At 58.2% G+C, this 19739-nt stretch carries 16 protein-coding genes and 1 pseudogene; 11 read left to right on the top strand and 6 right to left on the bottom strand.

The features are described from left to right. Window positions 1-2: 2 nt before the first annotated feature. The 4 genes and pseudogenes from GSD1FS_RS03060 to pknB all read left to right on the top strand — a co-directional run bounded on the left by GSD1FS_RS03060 (window position 3) and on the right by pknB (window position 6129). Window positions 3-1589 (top strand): FtsW/RodA/SpoVE family cell cycle protein, encoded by a 1587-nt coding sequence (locus GSD1FS_RS03060; RefSeq protein ID WP_155588324.1) that lies wholly within the window; start codon window positions 3-5, stop codon window positions 1587-1589. After that, window positions 1582-3053 (top strand): annotated as a pseudogene (locus tag GSD1FS_RS03055) (peptidoglycan D,D-transpeptidase FtsI family protein). The gene GSD1FS_RS03060 and the pseudogene GSD1FS_RS03055 overlap by 8 nt, the downstream one beginning before the upstream one ends. Next, entirely contained in the window at window positions 3050-4069 is a 1020-nt protein-coding gene (locus GSD1FS_RS03050; protein ID WP_246165740.1) for a serine/threonine-protein kinase, read from the top strand. Before GSD1FS_RS03055 ends, GSD1FS_RS03050 begins: the two are co-directional and overlap by 4 nt. Further along, window positions 4066-6129: a Stk1 family PASTA domain-containing Ser/Thr kinase gene (gene pknB / locus GSD1FS_RS03045; RefSeq protein ID WP_155588323.1), complete on the top strand. Its 2064-nt coding sequence runs from the start codon at window positions 4066-4068 to the stop codon at window positions 6127-6129. The genes GSD1FS_RS03050 and pknB overlap by 4 nt, the downstream gene beginning before the upstream one ends. A gap of 646 nt (window positions 6130-6775) precedes the next feature. On the opposite strand, the gene GSD1FS_RS03040 is transcribed toward pknB, so the two are convergent. The 3 genes from GSD1FS_RS03040 to GSD1FS_RS03030 form a co-directional block, all read right to left on the bottom strand. Beyond that, entirely contained in the window at window positions 6776-7423 is a 648-nt protein-coding gene (locus GSD1FS_RS03040; protein ID WP_155588322.1) for an anthranilate synthase component II, read from the bottom strand. Between the two features lie 74 nt (window positions 7424-7497). Next, window positions 7498-8547 (bottom strand): class E sortase, encoded by a 1050-nt coding sequence (locus GSD1FS_RS03035; protein ID WP_246165777.1) that lies wholly within the window; start codon window positions 8545-8547, stop codon window positions 7498-7500. Window positions 8548-8729: 182 nt separating this feature from the next. Beyond that, window positions 8730-9527 carry a DUF881 domain-containing protein gene (locus GSD1FS_RS03030; RefSeq protein ID WP_155588320.1) on the bottom strand — a complete coding sequence of 266 codons (798 nt, stop codon included), beginning with the start codon at window positions 9525-9527 and terminating at the stop codon, window positions 8730-8732. A gap of 107 nt (window positions 9528-9634) precedes the next feature. Between GSD1FS_RS03030 and crgA the strand changes: the two genes are divergently transcribed. Beyond that, the gene (gene crgA / locus GSD1FS_RS03025) at window positions 9635-10216 is read left to right on the top strand and encodes a cell division protein CrgA (RefSeq protein WP_155588319.1); all 582 of its coding nucleotides are present in this window, start codon (window positions 9635-9637) and stop codon (window positions 10214-10216) included. 102 nt (window positions 10217-10318) lie between these two features. On the opposite strand, the gene GSD1FS_RS03020 is transcribed toward crgA, so the two are convergent. After that, window positions 10319-11116 carry a rhomboid family intramembrane serine protease gene (locus tag GSD1FS_RS03020; protein ID WP_155588318.1) on the bottom strand — a complete coding sequence of 266 codons (798 nt, stop codon included), beginning with the start codon at window positions 11114-11116 and terminating at the stop codon, window positions 10319-10321. Between the two features lie 525 nt (window positions 11117-11641). On the opposite strand from GSD1FS_RS03020, the gene GSD1FS_RS03015 reads away from it, so the two are divergent. The 3 genes from GSD1FS_RS03015 (at window position 11642) to GSD1FS_RS03005 (ending at window position 14620) form a co-directional block, all read left to right on the top strand. Then, on the top strand, window positions 11642-12868 hold the full coding sequence (locus GSD1FS_RS03015; RefSeq protein WP_155588317.1) for a THUMP-like domain-containing protein: 1227 nt from the start codon (window positions 11642-11644) through the stop codon (window positions 12866-12868). Between the two features lie 248 nt (window positions 12869-13116). Then, window positions 13117-13341 carry a hypothetical protein gene (locus tag GSD1FS_RS03010; protein WP_155588316.1) on the top strand — a complete coding sequence of 75 codons (225 nt, stop codon included), beginning with the start codon at window positions 13117-13119 and terminating at the stop codon, window positions 13339-13341. 115 nt (window positions 13342-13456) lie between these two features. Next, a complete protein-coding gene (locus GSD1FS_RS03005) occupies window positions 13457-14620 on the top strand; it encodes a DUF805 domain-containing protein (RefSeq protein WP_196425013.1) in 1164 nt (387 codons plus the stop codon). Window positions 14621-14698: 78 nt separating this feature from the next. On the opposite strand, the gene GSD1FS_RS03000 is transcribed toward GSD1FS_RS03005, so the two are convergent. After that, on the bottom strand, window positions 14699-15361 hold the full coding sequence (locus tag GSD1FS_RS03000) for a TetR/AcrR family transcriptional regulator (protein WP_155588314.1): 663 nt from the start codon (window positions 15359-15361) through the stop codon (window positions 14699-14701). 110 nt (window positions 15362-15471) lie between these two features. Here GSD1FS_RS03000 and GSD1FS_RS09675 point away from each other — a divergent pair, with 110 nt between their 5' ends. Beyond that, window positions 15472-15987: an MBL fold metallo-hydrolase gene (locus GSD1FS_RS09675; protein WP_246165738.1), complete on the top strand. Its 516-nt coding sequence runs from the start codon at window positions 15472-15474 to the stop codon at window positions 15985-15987. After that, window positions 15984-16415 (top strand): MBL fold metallo-hydrolase, encoded by a 432-nt coding sequence (locus GSD1FS_RS09670; RefSeq protein WP_246165735.1) that lies wholly within the window; start codon window positions 15984-15986, stop codon window positions 16413-16415. Before GSD1FS_RS09675 ends, GSD1FS_RS09670 begins: the two co-directional genes overlap by 4 nt. A gap of 98 nt (window positions 16416-16513) precedes the next feature. Here the strand turns inward: GSD1FS_RS09670 and GSD1FS_RS02990 are convergent, their stop codons facing one another. After that, window positions 16514-18970 carry a glycogen/starch/alpha-glucan phosphorylase gene (locus GSD1FS_RS02990; RefSeq protein WP_155588313.1) on the bottom strand — a complete coding sequence of 819 codons (2457 nt, stop codon included), beginning with the start codon at window positions 18968-18970 and terminating at the stop codon, window positions 16514-16516. Window positions 18971-19293: 323 nt separating this feature from the next. On the opposite strand from GSD1FS_RS02990, the gene GSD1FS_RS02985 reads away from it, so the two are divergent. Continuing rightward, window positions 19294-19710, top strand: coding sequence for a sterol carrier family protein (locus GSD1FS_RS02985; protein WP_155588312.1), 417 nt, complete (start codon window positions 19294-19296; stop codon window positions 19708-19710). Window positions 19711-19739: the final 29 nt, after the last annotated feature.

The following is a 19739-nucleotide window of genomic DNA, read 5'->3' as shown; positions in this document are numbered from 1 at the left end:
CGATGACTTCTTCGCATATTCGGTATTTGCTGCAGATAGTGTTCGCGCTGCTGATCGCCGCGCTTGGGTTCTTCCAGCTGTCTGAACGCATGTATGGCACGCCTGTGAGCGGCAGCGTGGTGATGCAGATCACCTGCGCGCTGATGTTCCTCGTGGCATGGGGGTTGATGAGCCACTTCCAAAAGTATGGCAATCAATCCATATTCGCATGCGTGCTGATGCTCACTGCCATCGGCATACTGATGATCTCGCGCATCGACGGTGAAAACTCGACCGCCGTCGCCACCCGCCAGATGATGTGGCTGTGCTTGGCGCTCGTGTGCTGCTACTTCCTGTTCGCGTTCATGAAGGATTACCGCGTTCTGCGCAAGTTCTCATACGTGAGCATGGTCATTGGCTTGGTATTGCTGCTCTCCCCGATGATTCCCGGGCTTGGCCGCGAAATCGGCGGTGCTCGCATTTGGATCGGCATCGGCAATTACTCGTTGCAGCCCGGCGAGTTCGCGAAGCTGTTCCTCGCGTTCTTCTTCGCCTCATACTTGTTCAATCACCGCGATCAGCTCGCCGTGGGCGGCAAGAAAGTGCTGGGCTTGCAGCTGCCGCGCTTCCGTGATCTCGGCCCGATCGTGATCGTGTGGGTGGCGGCCATGGGCGTGCTTATTCTGCAGCATGACTTGGGCACGTCGCTGATGTTCTTCGCGATGTTCGTGGCGATGCTCTACGTGGCTACCGGCCGCGCGAGCTGGCTGGTCATCGGCTTCGTGGCGTTCGCCGTGGGTTGCGTGGTGGCTGCGAAACTGTTCGCGCACGTTGGCTACCGCGTCGACGCTTGGCTGCACCCGTTCGACTCCGAGATCTACAACCGTTACCCGGGCGGTTCGAGCCAGATCGTTCAGGGATTGTTCGGCTTGGCTGCCGGCGGATTGTTCGGCACTGGCTTGGGTGAGGGGCATCCGGCGATCACCCCGCTCGCCAATTCCGATTTTATTTTCGCATCGACTGGCGAAGGGCTCGGGTTGGTCGGCATTTTCGCCGTGCTCATGCTGTATTTGCTGATTATTGCGGCGGGCATGATCACTGCGATGAAGATCAAAGACGGATTCGGCAAACTGCTCGCATCCGGCTTGGTGTTCACGATGGCGTTCCAGGTGTTCACCGTGGTCGGCGGCATCACGCTCGTCATTCCGCTCACCGGTTTGACGATGCCTTATATGGCGGCTGGCGGCTCGTCGTTGATTGCGAATTATCTGCTCGCGGCGCTGCTGATTATTATTTCGGATTCCGCGAATAAACCTGAGGCCGACGTGACGAGCGACACGTTCCGCATGGAAGCAGTGCAGGCGCTCAACAGTCGTAAGCCGCGCACGGCTCAGCCGCGTTCACGGCGCGCTCGGCGTTCCGCCGAACCGGTGTCGAACACGAGTCAGCTGCCGGTGACGCGCGCCGCTGGCACGCAATCCGCAGAGCGCACGGCAGCGTCTGAGCAATCCAGCGAAGCGTCTCAACCGGTTCCAGACGATTCCGCCACGCAAATCGTGTCGCCTCAACCACTACGCGCAGATCTGAAGGGAGATGAGGGTAATGAATAAAACGTTGCGTCAGCTATTCACCGCCGTCATCGTGCTCTTCGTGATCCTCGGCATCTCGAGTTCGATCATCATGGTGAACCGCGCGAACTCACTGTCGCATGACGCTCGCAATACGCGTGCGCTCTACCAAACGTACGGTGCCCCGCGCGGGCGATTCTTGCATCAGACGGCACGATCATCGCGAAATCCGATCCGGTGAACGATTCGTTCTCGTATCAGCGTTCCTACCCAGAGGGGTCGATGTATGCGCCGATCACCGGCTACTTCTCGATCGCGCAGAACGCCGACCGTGGCATCGAAGCGTCGGAGAACTCGCTGCTCACCGGCGAATCGAACGCGCTGTTCTGGCAGCATATCAAGGCGCTGTTCACAGGTCAGGAGAACAAGGGTGCGTCGATCGAAACGTCGATCGACCCGAAACTGCAGAAGGCCGCGATGGACGCGCTCAATGCGAATAACGAAGATGGTGCGGCAGTAGCCATCGAGCCTTCCACCGGACGCATTCTCGCGATGGCGAGCACTCCAAGCTACGACCCGAACACGTTGGCGTCGCACGACACGGGGGCTGCGAGCAAGGCATACACCGAGCTCGTCACGAACAGCTCGAACCCGATGCTCAACCGTGCCACCAGCCAGCTGTACCCGCCAGGATCCACGTTCAAAACCGTCGTGATGGCAGCCGCCCTCGAAAGCGGCAAATACCAGCTCGACACACAGATTCCAGCTGGTGCTTTATACACGCTGCCGGGCACGCAGACGCAGTTGACGAACGCCGAAACGCAGGGCAACGGCACCGATGGCAAGATCTCACTCAAAGAGGCTTTGGCATGGTCGTCGAACACGGCGTTCTCGCAGCTCGGCGTGGCGTTGGGCGATCAAACGGTGTCTGACATGGCGAAGAAGCTCGGCTTCGACAAGTCGATCACGATTGACGGCACCGACACGAACGGCATTCCGATGACCGCCGTCGCGTCGCGCTTCCCCACCGACGTGAGCCAAGACAAGCTCGCGTTGGCGTCGATCGGCCAGGGAGACACGGTGGAGACCCCGTTGCAGAACGCGATGATCGCCGCCGCGATCGCCAACGATGGCAAGCTGATGAAGCCGACGATCGTCGACCGCGTGCGTTTCAGCGATCTTTCGGTGATGCCCGACACGAAGCCGCAGGTGATGAGCAATGCGTTCAGCGCCGACACCGCGAACAAGCTCACCGAGGCGATGGAGGCCGTGGTAGACGAGGCGAACCCGAATCTTCAGATTTCGGGCGTCAAAGTGGCTGCGAAAACCGGCACAGCGCAGATCGGTGAGAACAACAGCTCGATCGACGGCTGGGTCATGGGCTTCGCGCCTGCCGACAATCCGAAGATCGCCGTGGCCGTCGTTGTGCACAACGTCGACCTGTATGGCTCATTTGCCGCCGGCCCGATTATGACTGCGATCATGAAGGAGGCGCTCCAACAATGAGATTGATTGAAGGGCAACTGATCCATTGCCGGTATCGCCTCGATTCCCGCTTGGCGCAAGGCGGCATGGGTGAAGTGTGGAAGGGCTACGACATTCAGCTCGGCCGCCCCGTCGCTATCAAGGCATTGCGCACCGACACCACAAATCAGGAGTCGAAGCTGCGCAGGCTGCGTGCCGAGGCTCGCAATTCCGCGAATCTGGCGCATCCGAACATCGCTGCGCTGTTCGAATACTACGAGCATGACGGCATTGGGTTCCTGATCATGGAATATGTGCCGAGCAAATCGCTTGCCGACATCTATCACGAGATCGACGGCCCGATGGATCCGATCCGTTTGCTGCCGATTCTGATTCAGACCGCACGCGGCTTGTTCGTCGCGCATTCGCATGGCGTGATTCACCGTGATGTGAAGCCGGCGAACATCATGGTGTCTGACAACGGTGAGGTGAAGATCACCGATTTCGGCGTCTCGTATTCCACGAACCAAGAACAGATCACGCAAGATGGCATGGTGGTCGGCACTGCGCAATACATCTCACCTGAGCAGGCTCAGGGCGAGCAGGCGACCCCGCAATCCGACATCTATTCGCTGGGCGTCGTGGCATATGAGGGCTTGTGCGGGCACAGGCCGTTCACCGGCGCCACGCCGGTCGACATCGCCGCCGCACACGTCAACAATCCGGTGCCGCCGTTGCCCGATACCGTCGATTTCCAGCTTGCACAATTCGTGATGGCCATGCTCGCCAAAGATCCTGCGGATCGCCCGCAAGACGCTTTGACGGTGGCCCGTGTGCTTTCGCGCATCGAACGTCGTCTTCTCGACCAGCAAACCGCGCTGTCGGATGCCACGATGGTCAACATCAATGGTCGCGTGCCGCGCAGAGTCACCAGCGCTCCGCACCGCGATCCTCAGACTCACCAGTCCGCCTTCTCATTGATGCATCATGCGTCACATGATTCTGGCACACACGATTCCGGCCGCACCGCCGGAAGCCTTGGAAGGGAGCAGCAATGAGCAGCATGCCCACCACACTTGATGGCGGCCGTTACCAATTAGGCCAGCTCATAGGCCGCGGCGGTATGGCAGAAGTGCATATCGCTCTCGACACGCGTTTGGGGCGCACCGTGGCCGTCAAGATCATGCGTGCCGACCTCGCGCACGACGAGATCTTCCTGACCCGCTTCCGCCGTGAAGCGCATTCCGTGGCGCAGATGAACAACCCGAACATCGTCAACATCTACGATTCGGGTGAGGAAGTGGTCACGCTCGACAACGGGCAGACCGAGCATGTGCCCTACCTGATCATGGAGTATGTGCAGGGGCAGACGCTGCGCGACATCATCAAGGCGAACGGCGCTCTGAGCCAGAGCGACACCGAGCATGTGATGATCGGTTTGCTCAACGCGCTTGAATACTCGCATCGCATGGGCATCATTCACCGCGACATCAAGCCCGGCAACATCATGATCTCCGAGCAGGGCATCGTCAAGGTCATGGACTTCGGCATCGCCCGTGCGCTCGACGATTCGGCTACGACGATGACGAAGTCGCAGGGCGTCGTCGGCACTGCGCAATATCTCTCGCCTGAGCAGGCTCGCGGCGAGAACGTTGACATGCGTTCCGACCTCTATTCCGCAGGCTGCGTGCTCTACGAGATGCTCACCGGACGCCCGCCGTTCACCGGCGATTCGGCTGTGGCGATCGCCTACCAGCATGTGTCGGAGGTGGCTGTCAAGCCAAGTTCGATCGTGCCCGGCCTGAACCCGATGTGGGATCAGATCGTCGCCAAGGCCATGGCCAAAGATCGTCAGAACCGTTATGCCACGGCCACGGAGTTCAAGAACGACATTCTCACCTATATGAACGGTGGTTTGCCGTCTGCAGCGGCGTTCAACCCGTTGCAAGACATGTCTATGATCAATGCGCGTAAAGACGCCGAGAATGCTACGAAGGCGATCGACTACGCCAACGAGGGGCAGGCCACGCGCGTCTACAATCCGGTGACCGGCCAGTTCCAGACCATTCCGGCAGACCCCGCCACAACGGGGCAGGGCGATACGCAGGTGAAAACCCGCGCCCAGCAGCGTGCCGAAGCCGCGAAGAAGAAAAAGCGCAGGACGATCATCACGGCGGTGTCGATTCTCGTGGTGCTGCTGATCGCGGGCGGACTCGGCTACTACTTCTGGTCGCAGAACCGCACGCCGAAGGTCGAATATGTGACTGTGCCGACCTTCACGACCACCACCACGCAGGATCGCGCGAAAGCCCAGCTCGAAGAACTCGGACTCAAAGCGGTGATCAAGCAAGACACCGATTCCACCGAGCCTGAAGGCACGTTCACCAAGCAGAATCCTGCTGGCGGACGCAGTGTGGCAAAGGGCTCGACGGTCACCGTGTGGTTCTCGGCAGGGCCGAAGAGCGTGACGGTGCCAGATGTCACCGGCCAGACGCAGGCGAACGCCCGTGCTGCATTGGAGGCCGCTGGCTTCGAGGTGAACACCAGTGTGCAAACCGAAGACAGCGCAACCATCGAAAAAGACATGGTGACGCGCACCGATCCTGCCGCGGGCTCGTCTGCCGAGCAGGGTTCCACGATCAGCCTGTGGGTGTCGTCCGGCATGACGAAGGTGCCGTCTGACTTGGTGGGCAAGACCAAGGATGAAGCGGTCAGCGAACTGCAGAAGAGCGATTTCGCCGTGCAGATCAACGAAGAGAACTCCACTGCCACCAAAGACACGGTGACGCGTGTGGAGCCAACAGGCGGCACGTCGGTCGAGCGTGGCTCGTCGGTCACCATCTGGGTCTCCAATGGCAAGATCTCCGTGCCATCCAATCTCGTCGGCATGACGGTAGCGGAAGCAAAGTCTGCGCTGTCTTCAGCCGGTTTCAAGAACATCGATACGCAAGGCGCTGCTGACGATGCCACGGTGACTGCGGTTGATCAAAGCGGAGACGTCGACGCCAACACCACCATCAAGTTGACCGCCAAGGCGAAGGAGTCCACGAGCAGCCCATCGCCATCGTCGTCAGCCGACAAAGACGCAGGCAATACCAACAGCAACAAACAGGAGTGAGCGCCAGCAATCAGAAGTGATGCCAGCAATTAAGCGCAATACTGCTGAGCGGTAACCATCTGCTCAACGCTCATCCAAGGGCTCGGGCCAATCCCCGAGCCCTTCTATTTGCTGGTGGGGATATGAAACCATTCAGGACTCGAATAGTCGTGTTTGAAAAAGGGCGGAAAATAGCGCTTTTCGGCACACGGCTACTCCGAAGGTTGAAGGTTTTATATCCCCACCAGCAAAATGAGGGGCAGGGTGGTGACAAGGAATGTGGGCGATGGGGGTGGCGCTCCGCTGCGGCTCCCTTGGTCAGGTCATCTAGATCGTTTCGGCAAATTGCCTATATGGGGGTGCTGCATACAGTCGTGTTGTCTAGCGATGTTATGCAACATGCACATTCACAGCACCCCTTCTGGTCATGTTGTATAGCTTCCTTAGGCAACCTGACCGGATGCGATGCCGTTTATGGTCATGTTGTCTATTCAAGGTAGATGACCTGACCATGCTCGATGCCCTGCATGGTCATGTTGCCTGATTCCGTTCGACAACTTGACCATTCGCGATACCGTTTTCGGCCATGTTGTCTATTGACCTTATACGACTTGGCTGTGGGAAGGCAGAGGATGAAACTGGGGAAATCTACTCGGAAGACTGAGACTCAGTTGGAGGCGAGCTTGGGCTGCAGGCCACGGCTCTTCTCGACCGCATTGGCCTGGCCACACACGGCGAGCCAATTCGCCAGCAAACGGTATCCGTCTTGCGTCAGCACCGATTCAGGGTGGAATTGCACGGCATACAGCGGCAGTTCACGGTGGCGCAGCCCCTGCACAATGTGATCGTCGACCGTCCAAGCGGTCACTTGCAGCTCATCTGGCACGGAATCTGGCTCCACAGCGAGCGAATGGTAACGGGTGGCAGTCATCGGGTTGGCGACGCCGGCGAAAATCTCATCGTCCACATGTTCCACCTGGCTCGTTTTGCCATGCATGATCGTCGGCGCATGATCCACAGTGCAGCCATACACCTCAGCAAGCGCCTGCATGCCCAAGCACACGCCGAACATCGGCTTGCGTTCAGCCGCGCACAGTCGAATCATGTCTTCGCTGATGCCGGATTCGCTCGGAGCGCCCGGCCCTGGCGAAATCAGCACGCCGTCGTAGTCATCGAGCAGCCCCGGCGTCTTCGGGTCGAGAGCGTCATTGCGCACCACGTCAACGTGTGCGCCGAGCGTCTTCAAATACCCGACGATCGTATATACGAAGGAGTCATAGTTATCGATCACCAGAATGTGTGCGGAATCCGTCATCGTTTCTCTTCCGTTACGTGAAATACCCGAAATATGCGTGCGCAACTCCCCAGTCTAGCAAGGTGCGGCGCGCACTACGCCGGTGTGATCGCCGTATAGTTCGACATCTCGCGCAATATCTCGATGTGGCTTGCCGCCCACGGGCACGCCCATTCGACCACTGCGGCGGACGCCGCCAGGAACAGCAGCAGCGTGAGCAGCCAGCGAATAACGCCGGGACCCGGCTGGTGACGCACCAGCGCGCCGTAAATATCAACGTCTGGCTTCGAGCGCTCACCGTTGCGAATCGCGCGCAACAGCGGCCAGCGCCACGCGAAGGCGGCTGCGATGAAGATGATCACATATGCCGCGAGCAGCCCGTAGATGACCGGCTTGAGCGAATCGAGCTGTGCGAAGAACGGCGTGCTCTCGTTGTTGATGAACTGCACGTTGCCATTCGAGCCATTCGTCGCGAGCTCCTTGGGAATGCCGTCGCTCACTTTCGCCCAATATTTGAATTCGCCGAAGCTCACCCAGCGATGCGTCGGAGCCGTGTATTTCGGTTCGCACGTCGTCATCGTGAGCATGCGCTTGGTCGCCGGCGCAGATGGGTTCTCGGGGTTCGCCGAAATGACCTCGCCCTGATCCGGCGTCACGATGATGTAGTTCGTGTAGTTGTACACATACCAGTAGTCTTTCGTGCGAATCACCACGGCGTCGCCGGCTTTGAGTTTGTCGACGTCTCCGAGCGGCTGGCCGTACCCGTTGCGGTGGCCTGCGAACGCGAAATTACCCACTTGCCCCGGCCACTGGGAGTCCACATAGTGCCCGAGACCGTGCATATTGAGCTCGGTCAGATCGGTGCCCTGCACAAGATTGCGCTCCCACGTGTCGCCGAATCGCGGAATATAGACGCGCGCGATCAGCTCCCCCACGTTCGCGCTCGTCGGCTGCACGGGAGGCTCGCCGCTTTGCGGCTGCGCGATCTTCGCGTTCTTGCCGTCGCTCGCGGGCTGCGCCCACGACGAGTTCGCGCGCTCCTCGAGCTGCGCGTGCTCGGACTGCACACCAGTCCACCACTGCATCCACAGCACATACAGCGCGCACACCACGCCCACAGTGAGCATGATCTCCGCAAGAATCATCACAATGGAGCGACCGACGCTGCGTTTGCGCGGCGGTTCGCCCGCGCCGCTGATATTCTGCGCGCCGTGCGCACCCTGCGCATCATGCCTGGCGTTATGCTTCATGCTCGTTCCTCTTGCCTTGCTTCTCTTGAATACACCCGAATATTCGAGCTACTCAATACAACGAAATAGTAATCTCGTTACTTCCCAGCGGAGTTCGTCTCCGAATTACTTTCTGATCCGTTGTTATTTTCGGGTATTACTTTCGCATATCGCAGCGGCTGAAGCAAGAGAGGGGTACGCTGAAAGGTGAGATTGCTCTGCTCAGTGACTTTGTAGCCGAGGCCGAACGCCTCCACGTATTGTTTGTAAATCTGGATCGCCTGCGACTCGTTCAGTGCCTGCTCCATCTCAGCCACAGGACCAATAGCTGAGATTGTGAACGGCGGCGAATATTTGTGACCTTGCAGCAGCAGCACGTTGCCTGAGCAGAGCACTGCGGAGGTGGGCAGCACGCGCTGGTCCATAATCTGCATGGATTCCGCGCCACCCGCCCATAGCGCGTTCACCACTGCTTCGACGTCTTGCTGGTGCACCACATATTTGTCGATGTCAGCAGTGGAGCCGGAACTGTCTACCACGTTCTCCCACATAGCTGAATCGTTGAGTGTCACCGTGAGCCCTGGGCCAGACACCTCCGGCAGCATAGTGCTGCTGCCGCTTTCCTCGCTGTTCTGATCACCACTCTGGTCACTCTTTTTCAGCAGCTTGTTGTAGTCGTCGACTTGCGAGCTCAACGTATTGACTTCAGACTGCAGCTCGTCCACCTGCTGCACGCGGTGCTCAATGAGTTCCGCGGCGTCGTTCGACACGGTTGTAGAGCGGTTGACGCGCAGATTGGTCACGATCAGAAACCCCACCAATGCGACCACAACGAGCACGGCCATGCTCCCCACCATCGATGTCTTCTTGACATGCTTGGCTCCGTGTTTCGCCATCGCCACCTCCAAAAATAAGATTATTTCGCTCGAAGTTATGGCTTTCGGGTTCTCTTTCTTGTGTAACCACTATGATAACTTGTAGCCGATCGAAGGAGACTACACAAATGGCTGAGGAAGAGCTGCACAAGACCGACGCAGATGGCCAGATCAGCGAAGCCACTGCTGACGAGACCGCAACGGTCACCGATGATGTTGTCGTTGACGCCGACTCCGAGGGCGATGCCGTAGCCGTGGAATCTGAGGAAGTAGCCGAGGAACCGGTGCACGAAGATCGCAAGGAGAGGCGCGCGGAAGAGAAGGCCGAGCGCAAGGAAGCCAAAGAAGAGGCTAAGGAAGAGCGCGAGGCTGAGGAATCCGAGGAAGCCGCCGACGATATCTCTCTCGACAAAATTCAGGACTTGCTCAACTCCACTGTTGATGAGAAAGACATGACTCCGCAGATGCGCCGCATGGTGCGTCGCCAGCAGGAGAACACGAAGCGTGTGGAAGACACGATCAAGGGCACGAAGGCGAACCCGAGCTGGTATGTGCCGCTGTTCTGCGCGTTCATGATCATCGGCCTCATCTGGGTCGTCGTGTTCTACCTGACCGCGAAGTGGCCGATTCCTGGCATTGGCAACTGGAACCTGCTCATTGGTTTCGCATTGATTATGGTCGGCTTCCTGATGACGGTAGCCTGGCGATAATCGCTGCTATTCAAACGTTGAAAGGGGGTCTGCGGAACACCGCAGACCCCCTTTTGCTATGCACTTTTCGACCAATATATATAGGTTGAAAGCAGAGTTTCGTTAGAACAGCATCTGCAGCAGTGTGCCGCGAATCGGGTTCTGCGTATCGCACAGGTAGCAGATGACCAGCAGAATAACCAGCAGAGCACCGCCGTAGATGAGCGCGCGTTGCACGATCGACTTGCGTCGAAGCGCGCGTATGCCATCGGTGAGCAGCAGCGTCATCACACCACCGATGATGAAGCCGCCGACGTGCGCCTGCCATGCGATGTTCGGCACAACGAGCGGCATCAGGAAGTTGACGGCCATCCAAATGAGCATCGAGCGAATGTCTTCGCCCACTTTCTTGTAGATCACCAGAATCGCGGCGAACAAGCCGAACAGCGCGCCGGAAGCGCCGTAACTAGACGTGAACCAACCCTCACCGGAGCGGTTGAGCAGCGCCCAGATCATCATGCCGGAGTCGCCGCCGATGCCCGAGATCATGTAGAGAATCAGGAACGCCCAGTGCCCCATCATGCGTTCGAGCAGCGGGCCTACCGACCACAGTGTGAGCATGTTGAAGCCGATGTGCCATATCGACACCGGCTGGTGCAGGAACATGGCGGTTATGAGCGTCCACGGTTCGCGGGTCATCGAAGCCGGCTGCATCATGCCGAAGTTGAGCATCGCGGTGAGACCCGCGGGCCAGACGAAGCGGAACAGCGTTTCGATAATCCAGATCGCCACGCACGCGATGATCAGCGCGGACGTGATGACGGGCGCTCCGCTGCGCCAACGTGCGCGCAGCGATGTCGCCGAGAAAATCTGGCGTGCGGACGGTGAATCTGGGAACAAACTAAAACCACGACGAGGCATGACCACCACTCTAGCAAGAGCTGTCGCTGTGCAAATCCGCTGAATCGCACAGCACAAACCCAACATATTCGCTGTGCACAAGCATCACGCATATCTGTTGTGCAATCGAACGTCTGTTTGACTAATTCACTGTGCGAACTGGACTGTTTCGAACATACGTTTTAATTACACGCATGTAGTTTTCCACAGATGTGGAAAACGTTGTGGAAAACGTGGGTATAACGTATGGATAACTCATAAAGTTATCCACATACTTATCCACAAATGTTGATATTTCAAGGTTTCTTTCTGTGGAATATTGTGGACAAGATTATCCACATCACCGTGTGAACCATGTGCACAACCCAGAAATAGGGTGGATTACTCCACACTCGCCCTGTATATAGTGGCAAATTCGCACACTTTCAGCACGTTATGTCAGAAATTCATAAAAGTGGTGAACACTGTGCATAACTCGCTGTTATCCACATTCGCACATCATTTCGAACACCTGTTGCGTGCGCACGCGCGTGCATAATGAGAAGTATGCGATTGACACAATCCGAACGCGATTTTATAGCCGCGCACAGCACCGATGACGTGCACGAGCTCGCTCTCCACACCAAACCGCAACCGGATTGCAATCTGCCGCTCGTACTTGACCAGATCGCCGGAAGGCAAATCGCGCAACGCAAACTCCCGCAGTGGGCGGAACACAGCGGCATCATCTACCCGCCGCATCTCGCCATGGAGCAGTGTTCGTCGCAGTTCACCGCGCAATGCAAAGCGCGCATCGCCGCCGAGCTGACGAGCGACGCCGCTCACCCGACGTCGCTCGTCGATCTGACCGGCGGCTTCGGTGTGGATTTCTCATATATGGCGCGCGATTTCGACGCCGCCACCTATGTGGAACGGCAGGAGTCGCTGTGCGAGCTGGCGGAGCACAATCTGCGCGAGCTCGGACTCGCACACGTGAACGTCGTGCACAGTGACGGTGTGGAGTATCTGCGCGCGATGCCGCCGGCGACACTGATTTATCTCGACCCCGCGCGCCGCGACGAGCACGGCTCGCGCACCTACGCCATCGAGGACTGCACTCCAAACGTGCTCGAACTGCGCGATCTGCTGCTCGGCAAAGCTCCGGTTGTGATGATCAAACTCTCCCCCATGCTTGACTGGCGCAAAACAGTCGATGATTTCGCCGGCGCCGCGTCTCAGTTGATCATTACGGCGAGCGCGAACGAGTGCAAGGAAATCGTCGTCGTGCTCGAACGCGGGCGGCATGAGCAGGTGCGGATTACCTGCGTGAACGATTCCCAGCACTTGGAGTTCACGGTTGGCACCGATGATTTTGCGAGCGCGCAGGCTGCGACGCTCGTCGACCCGAATGATTTGCCCGCACAGCAGTACTTGTATGAGCCGAATGCGGCGATTATGAAGGCGGGCGCGTTCCGCGAGCTGCAGCGCGAGTTTGCGGGCACCGATCTCAAGCAAATAGGTGCGAACAGTCATCTGTTTGTCAGCACGCAGGCGATACGCGAGTTTCCTGGGCGCGCGTTTGTGATCGACGCGATCGGCACGCTGAATAAACGCGAATTGAAGGCGCTGCTCGCGGGAGTCGAGCGCGCGAATATCACCGTGCGCAACTTCCCGCTCACCGCACAGCAGCTGCGCAAGAAGCTCAAGCTCAAAGACGGCGGAGATGCATACATATTCGCGACCACCGTCGCAGGCAGGCACGTGCTGCTGCGCACGCATAAGCTCGCCCACTAATGCCTTTTGCGACCAATGTATATATGAGTCACACAATGGTTCGCCCGCGATCGATGCATAGTATCGGTCAGGAACTCAGCGGACTTCCAGCTCGCGCACAGAGAATAGAGTATTATGTGGTGATAAGACATAACGCATCATCCGCTTGCCATGAGCACAACGTGCGCCATCTTGCGACGTGAGGCTTTATGATGGAAAGCAGAGTCGACTGGGGAACCGGCCGACCAAGAATACTGAAAGGAGCCGTCATGGAGAAGAAGTCTTCAAACGGTTGGAAGTTCTTTGCACTGCTGTTCGGCGGTCTGCTCGCGGCTGTTGTTGGTCTCTACATCTACAAGCAGCAGAACCCGGATTACGATCCGTGGGAGGAGCCGTGGGAGAACAGCTCGTCTCCAGTGGATCTGAGCCTGTCGAAAGACAAGACCGAAGACGATCTTGACAAGGCAGACGCACCAACCCCTGAAGCCGCCTGAGATTCATTGACGTTATGGAGCGGAGTACTACTGCATGGTAGTGCTCCGCTTTTCATATAATCGTGCGTATCTGGCAGAACCAAAATCCAGAATCCAAGCTTTTGTAAGGAGTATCATGACCGATCCGATGTCGAATCAAACCGGCGATGCGAATAATCCGCAGAGTGTTGACCCGAACACTGCGCAGAATGCAGCGCAGAACACACCTGACAATCAGCCGGTGATCGTCGACGCCGTTGTGGAAACCGAGCAGGTGAGCAGCACCGTTCCAACGGTGGACTACACGCAGAACGCCGTGCCCCAGCAACCGGCAGCACCGAACTACAACCAGCAGCAGCCGAACTACACGCAGCCAAACTATGCGGCGCCGCAGACTCCTGCGAATCCATATGCGCCCGCTCAGCCGGTTCAGCCAGCCCAGCCTGCGCAGCCGCAGTATGCACAGAACGTTCCGCAGACCAATCCGTATGATGCGAACCAGTATGCCGCGCCAAATGCGACGCCGAACTATGCTGCGAATCAGGCGCCGACCTACACGTCGAGCACCGGTCAGCAGTATGCCGGCGCGAGCTCCACGCAGTCGCCGTTCGTGCAGAACCAGCAGGATCCCTTCGGCCAGCAGGCTCCGTTCAATCAGCAGGCTCAGCCTCCGTATGGTCAGCAGCCGCAGCAGTCGCCGTTCGTGCAGAATCAGCCGTTCCAGCAGCCATATCAGCAGCAGTACCAGCAGGCTCCATACGGCCAGCAGCCGCAACAGATGTATGCCAACGGCGCTGAGCCGCCGCTGAACCAGCCGTGGTATGGCATCGGTTTCGGTGACGCCATCGCCCGCTTCTTCAAGAAGTATGCGACGTTCTCGGGTCGCGCGAGCCGCGGTGAATATTGGTGGGTCTTCCTATTCACCACGATCGTCTCTGCCGTGCTGGGCATGTTCGAGCAGGTTGACAGCCTGCAGACTCTTATGAATGTGCTGACCAGCCTGTGGAACCTGGCGATCATCATTCCTATGATCGCGTTGACTGTGCGCCGTCTGCACGACAGTAACCTTAACGGCGCGTGGTTCCTGCTCCCCTATGGTCTTGAGTTCCTCGGCGTGATCATCATGCTCGCGGGCGGCGTCGGCTTCGCGCTCACCGGCAGCATGAACACGTTCCTTGTAGGCGGCGGCGCGTCAGTCGTCATCGGCTTGCTGGTCGTTATCGGCGGCGCAGTTGCGCAGATCATACTGATGGTGCGTCCATCCGACCCGCGCGGTGCAAGCTACGACTCTGCACAATAATCTACAATATAAATTATTTATAATAATTAAATAATTACTAGCAGTGGCACGTAATAATAATTACGTGCCACTGCTATTTTACCAAATCTCATCCATCGCTTGCACAAATCGCGGCAGTAATATATCGATTTCCGCCATCGACACGTCGTTCGGGTGTTCAAAGCGGAACGTGACGAACGTCATCATCAGTCCGGCGATCATCTCCACCATCAGTTGCCTGTTCACTGTCGCTGCGATGGAGTGCGCGCGCAGTTCGCCACGTGCGCCGCGCAGCCCATTCTCGCAGAACAATCGATCCCACAAATGCCCGCACAGCGCCATTCGCCAGTTGTGCATGAACCGCTCGTTCGGCACGTCAACGACGAACAAGCGAAAGAGCGGCTCCTGCTCATTCACCAAGCGCATGACGTTCGAGAACGATTCAACCGCCGCGTCGACACCCACGGAGAGCACGGGCGCGCCTTCGTCGATGATGCGGCGTAGCAGTCTACGCTCCACGGACTGCAACACTTCGTCAACGTGATGATAGTTCGCATAGAACGTGCTGCGAGCCACATGCGCGCGCTTGCACAGCGCAGTCACCGACACTTCCTGCGCCGGTCGCCGCGTCTCGCGCATGATCTCGATCAGCGCGCGTTCCATCGCCTCGCGCGCTCCGCTGCTCGGCTCGACGGGTATCGCCAACGCCTGCGCATATGGATTGGCGTGGCCGCTCGCTTGCGTGGAAGGATCCTGACTCATACGCGCTATTGTAAACGCGAACAGCGGGCACTGGCACACCTTTTGTAGTGTTCACTCGCCCCGCGAACACTGCGAATTGTGTTGAATAAGAGGCAAGTGAAAGGACTGCCATGACTGCGAATTCAATCAACACAACACACACGATGGAAACGATCGGCGAAGGCGTGGAAACCGTGCCAGTCACCACGGTCGGCGACGGCACCGGCTTCAGCGTGCAGACCTTCGTGTGCGGCAACGTGTGCATTTCGCCGAATCTCGCGTGGGGTGGCGAGCATTGCAATATAGTCAAAGGCTCCGGCTTCTTCACGTCACGTGCGAACCGCGTGTGGCTGCCGGTGTGCTCGTTCCTCGTTGAGACTCCGCACGGCCGCGTGCTCGTAGACACCGCCTGGAACCGCAATATGAGTCCGTTCGGCGTGTATGATCGCCGCGCGCAGATCTCGTCGCTTGGCTCGTGGATGCTGTACCGCATCAACCAGGGCGTCGTGGGGCCGAATCGCACGATTCGCGAACGGCTCGCCGCGCAAGGCGTCGAACCGCGCGATCTCGACTATGTGGTGATCTCGCACCTCGACTGCGACCACGCGAACGGTCTACGCATGATGAAAGACGCCGGCAAATCATGATCGCGGACGACGAGATGCGCGGCGCCACCGAACACGGCATCGTCAACCGCGTGCGCTTCTACCCGGGCTGGTGGAACGGCTTGAAGAACGTGGACCTCTACCACTGGAACGGCACCGAGGGGCCTGCCGGCAAATCATACGATTTGTTCGGCGACGGCAGCGTGCAGCTCATCAACATCCCCGGGCACACGCGCGGACTCGTCGCCACGAAGATCACGAACCCCGACGGCAAATACGTGCTGCTGTTCGCAGACGGCGGCTATTCGTCGAAGTCGTGGCAAGACATGATCGTCTCCGGCATCGCCGTAGACAAGCGCGCGCAGAAGCGTTCGCTTGAGTGGATTCGCGAGCAGAGTCTCGACCCGAACTGCATCGCGTCGATGGCGAGCCACGACCCCGCACATGTAGATAATATTATTCGTTTCTAATAATACTTATTAATATTACTTATTATAAATAAAAAGTCTGCGGTACTCAGAATTATTTGAGTACCGCAGACTTTTTATTTGCTTACGCTAGTTGCAACTCACTTGTCGAGCGAGTGGGTGTGCCACACGCGATCGAGGTAATCCTCGATCGAACGATCGGAGCTGAAGTAGCCGGAGTTGGCAACGTTGAGGATTGCCTTGCGGTTCCACTCGAGCTGATCGCCATACAGCGTATCGATGTCAGCCTGAATGTCGTGGTACGCGCTGAAGTCGGCCAGCGTCATGAACCAATCCTTCGTCAGCCAGTCAGAGACCAGCGGAGCGTAGGTGTTCTTGTCGCCGCCCGAGAACGTGCCGTCAGCCACCATGTCGATGGCGGCGTGCAGGCGAGGATCAGCCTCGTAGTACTTGCTCGGGTCGTAGCCGTCAGCATACAGCTTCTCAACCTCGTCAACGGTCATGCCGAAGAGGAAGAAGTTGTCGGCGCCGACGCGCTCGCGAATCTCGACGTTCGCGCCGTCGAGCGTACCAACGGTGAGCGCGCCGTTCAGGGCGAACTTCATGTTGGACGTGCCGGAAGCTTCCTTGCCGGCCTGCGAGATCTGCTCGTCGAGCTCGGTCGCAGGAATCAGCATCTGAGCGACTTCGATGTTGTAGTTGTATGGGAAGAAGATCTTGAGCTTGCCCATCACGTCTGGGTCGTTGTTGATGACCTTGGCGACATTGTTGATGAGCTGGATCGTCATCTTCGCGAGGTAGTAGCCAGGGGCTGCCTTCGCGCCGAAGATGATCGTGCGTGGGGTCAGATCTTCGACCTTGACCTTGCCGGACTTGATGTCGGCATAGGTGGCGATGACCTCGAGGATCTTCAGTGCCTGACGCTTGTATTCGTGCAGACGCTTGATCATCGTGTCGAACATCGTGGTCGCGTCGAGCTCAACGCCGTAACGCTTCTTCGAGAAGTCGGCGAAGGCCAGCTTGTTGTCGTACTTGACCTGAGCGAACTTCTTGACGAACTCATCATCCTGAGCCAGCGGTGCGAGACCCTGCAGCATGTCGAGATCTTCGAGCCAGCGATCGGTGCCCAGACCTTCGGTGATGAGGGCGGACAGACGCGGGTTGGCGATCTTCATGAAGCGACGTGGGGTGACGCCGTTGGTCACGTTCTTGAACTTCGCCGGGTAGATGTCGGAGAAGTCACGCAGCGTGACGTCCTTGAGCAGCTGGGAGTGCAGCTCGGCAACGCCGTTGACGCTGGAACCTGCGTAGGTAGCGAGGTATGCCATGCGCACAACCGGGTTCTCGTCGTTGGTGACGATGAGCATGCGCTCGATCTTGCTCTCGTCGTCGGTCTTCGACTCGAGTTCGGAGACGAACTGCTTGTTGATGCGCTCGATGATTTCCATGTGGCGCGGCAGCAGCTTCGAGATCAGGGCGACCGGCCACACTTCCAGAGCTTCCGGAAGCAGCGTGTGGCAGGTGTAGTTGAACGTCTTCGTGGTGACGGCCCAAGCGGTATCCCAGTCGTAGCCGTACTCGTCGATCATGATGCGCATGAGCTCTGGAATGCCGATCACCGGGTGGGTGTCGTTGAGCTGGAACGTGATCTTGTCGGCGAACGTGGTCAGATCAGGCTTCTCGGCGTCCTTGTAGAACACGCGGATGGCATCGTGAATCGATGCGCTTGCGAAGAAGTACTGCTGCTCGAGACGCAGTTCCTTGCCGGCCTCGGTGGAATCCTCCGGGTAGAGGATCTTCGAGATGTTCTCGGCCTTGACCTGCGGCTTCACGGCGTCCAGATATTCGGACTTGTTGAAGGTGAGCAGATCGAACTCGTCGTAGGAGCGAGCCTGCCACAGACGCAGCGTGTTCACACGGCCGGAAGCATAGCCCGGAACCATGTAGTCAACGGGGATGGCGCGGACGGACCAGTCCGGCTTCCACACGCGCTTGCCGTTCTCTTCGACGACCTTGCCGCCGAAGTTCACGCGCTGATCGCGCTCGTAGTCGATGTGGCCCCATGGGTCTTCGTTCGACAGCCAGTAGTCAGGGCGCTCGATCTGGCGGCCTTCCTCGTCGAATTCCTGACGGAAGATGCCGTACTTGTATTGAATGCCGTAACCGAAGGCCGGAACGCCGAGGGATGCGAGCGAATCGATGAAGCAGGCGGCGAGACGGCCGAGACCGCCGTTGCCCAAACCTGGCTCGTATTCGGCGTCGACGACTGCCTGTGGATCGAAGCCGAGATCTTTGACGGCTTCTTCGAACTGTGGGGTAAGGCCTGCGTTGAGCAGTGCGTTACGAAGCTGCTTGCCCATCAGGAACTCTGCAGACAAGTAGCCGACGGCCTTGGTGTTGCCGTTGATCATGTCCTGCTGGGTCTTCATCCAGGAATCCATCAGGTGACGACGGACGACCGTTGCCGTTGCAACGTAAATGTCGGCAGTCTTCGCCTGCTCTGGGGTGACACCCTGCGTGTATTTGAGTGCCTCGCGAATCTCATCCGCGAATTCGGCCGCAGTCAGCGGGGACTTTGGTGCCGTTTGTTCGGTCATACATGACTCCCTTTATATATTCCTCATCAAACGCTGCATATTGGCGGGCATGAAGCCCATGCTTTTGCATACGTTCTCAAGAGCAATATACTACCATCTCCCCTAATCAGTAAAATTAAGTTTTTCAGTTGCATGCGAGCCATATTCACCGCGGAAAATGCGAGGTTCCTCTGCCTGTTGTTTCATTGGACTAGAGCGCTTCAGTCAGCACACGTTTTCACCGTGGGCTTGACCGTATGTTGAGATTGCTTCGTGCCGATATTTACACATTTCCACCCGTTCAATCGGTGAAAATATCAGACGCGCGGTGCACAATACCGCCTATGGCAGCAATTCGCAAGCAAGACATGCTCCGCGGCATGCAAGCATATGATGACTGGTGCGCGCAGGCACGCGCGCAGCTCGCGCAGATTCCCGCCGAGAACGCGATCACTGTGGCTCCGAAACTGGGCAGGCAGACCATGGCGATGGCTGTGCGCTATTCGCTGCACATGATGGAACTCAAAGCGCCGGGGCCTGGCGTCGAGGTGCGCGTCGCGCCATACGGTGTGATCAAAATACTCGACGGCCCCGCCTCCGACCCGCATAATCTCACGCCGCCCGACGTGATCGAACTCGATCCGGACGTATGGCTGCGCGTGGCGAGTGGCATCACCAGCTGGCACGACGAGCAGCGCGCGGGGCATATCAGCGCGGTCGGCGAGCGCGACGACCTGAGCGCGCTGCTGCCGCTCGGCTGAGCCGCGCCGCAGCTGTTGCGGCACGAGTG

Origin of the sequence: Bifidobacterium canis (assembly GCF_009727065.1) — a bacterium.
Taxonomy (GTDB): Bacteria; Actinomycetota; Actinomycetes; order Actinomycetales; family Bifidobacteriaceae; genus Bifidobacterium; species Bifidobacterium canis.
Note: the sequence above shows the minus strand (reverse complement) of the source record. Positions and strands in the feature narration are given on the sequence as shown.

Excerpts from the sequence above, each read along its gene's own strand:
- GSD1FS_RS09670 (WP_246165735.1), top strand. The coding sequence starts at position 15,984 with ATGATCGCGGACGACGAGATGCGCGGCGCCACCGAACACGGCATCGTC.
- GSD1FS_RS03015 (WP_155588317.1), top strand. The coding sequence starts at position 11,642 with ATGCGATTGACACAATCCGAACGCGATTTTATAGCCGCGCACAGCACC.
- GSD1FS_RS03035 (WP_246165777.1), bottom strand. The coding sequence starts at position 8,547 with ATGATTCTTGCGGAGATCATGCTCACTGTGGGCGTGGTGTGCGCGCTG.
- crgA (WP_155588319.1), top strand. The coding sequence starts at position 9,635 with ATGGCTGAGGAAGAGCTGCACAAGACCGACGCAGATGGCCAGATCAGC.
- GSD1FS_RS03005 (WP_196425013.1), top strand. The coding sequence starts at position 13,457 with ATGACCGATCCGATGTCGAATCAAACCGGCGATGCGAATAATCCGCAG.
- GSD1FS_RS09675 (WP_246165738.1), top strand. The coding sequence starts at position 15,472 with ATGACTGCGAATTCAATCAACACAACACACACGATGGAAACGATCGGC.
- GSD1FS_RS03030 (WP_155588320.1), bottom strand. The coding sequence starts at position 9,527 with ATGGCGAAACACGGAGCCAAGCATGTCAAGAAGACATCGATGGTGGGG.
- GSD1FS_RS03010 (WP_155588316.1), top strand. The coding sequence starts at position 13,117 with ATGGAGAAGAAGTCTTCAAACGGTTGGAAGTTCTTTGCACTGCTGTTC.
- pknB (WP_155588323.1), top strand. The coding sequence starts at position 4,066 with ATGAGCAGCATGCCCACCACACTTGATGGCGGCCGTTACCAATTAGGC.
- GSD1FS_RS03050 (WP_246165740.1), top strand. The coding sequence starts at position 3,050 with ATGAGATTGATTGAAGGGCAACTGATCCATTGCCGGTATCGCCTCGAT.
- GSD1FS_RS02990 (WP_155588313.1), bottom strand. The coding sequence starts at position 18,970 with ATGACCGAACAAACGGCACCAAAGTCCCCGCTGACTGCGGCCGAATTC.
- GSD1FS_RS03000 (WP_155588314.1), bottom strand. The coding sequence starts at position 15,361 with ATGAGTCAGGATCCTTCCACGCAAGCGAGCGGCCACGCCAATCCATAT.
- GSD1FS_RS03040 (WP_155588322.1), bottom strand. The coding sequence starts at position 7,423 with ATGACGGATTCCGCACACATTCTGGTGATCGATAACTATGACTCCTTC.
- GSD1FS_RS03060 (WP_155588324.1), top strand. The coding sequence starts at position 3 with ATGACTTCTTCGCATATTCGGTATTTGCTGCAGATAGTGTTCGCGCTG.
- GSD1FS_RS03020 (WP_155588318.1), bottom strand. The coding sequence starts at position 11,116 with ATGCCTCGTCGTGGTTTTAGTTTGTTCCCAGATTCACCGTCCGCACGC.
- GSD1FS_RS02985 (WP_155588312.1), top strand. The coding sequence starts at position 19,294 with ATGGCAGCAATTCGCAAGCAAGACATGCTCCGCGGCATGCAAGCATAT.